This is a genomic window from Citrobacter sp. Cf118 (genome assembly GCF_030334095.1).
Classification (GTDB): Bacteria; Pseudomonadota; Gammaproteobacteria; order Enterobacterales; family Enterobacteriaceae; genus Citrobacter; species Citrobacter freundii.
Map to the genome: position 1 here is coordinate 1 of NZ_JAOWES010000035.1, position 292 is coordinate 292.

At 50.3% G+C, this 292-nt stretch carries 1 protein-coding gene; it reads right to left on the bottom strand.

The features are described 5' to 3' along the window. Nucleotides 1-221, bottom strand: a 221-nt coding sequence (locus tag OGX67_RS00495; RefSeq protein WP_024176516.1) for an IS5/IS1182 family transposase, incomplete at its 3' end; no start/stop codon positions are given. Between the last annotated feature and the right edge of the window lie 71 nt (nucleotides 222-292).

A 292-nucleotide genomic window follows, 5' to 3' on the forward strand; every position in this document is an offset into this window, starting at 1 on the left:
TCGCTCAGGTTGTACCAATGCTGCATGCAGTGAATGCGTAGCATGGTTTCCAGCGGATAAGGTCGCCGGCCATTACCAGCCTTGGGGTAAAACGGCTCGATGACTTCCACCATGTTTTGCCATGGCAGAATCTGCTCCATGCGGGACAAGAAAATCTCTTTTCTGGTCTGACGGCGCTTACTGCTGAATTCACTGTCGGCGAAGGTAAGTTGATGACTCATGATGAACCCTGTTCCATGGCTCCAGATGACAAACATGATCTCATATCAGGGACTTGTTCGCACCTTCCCTA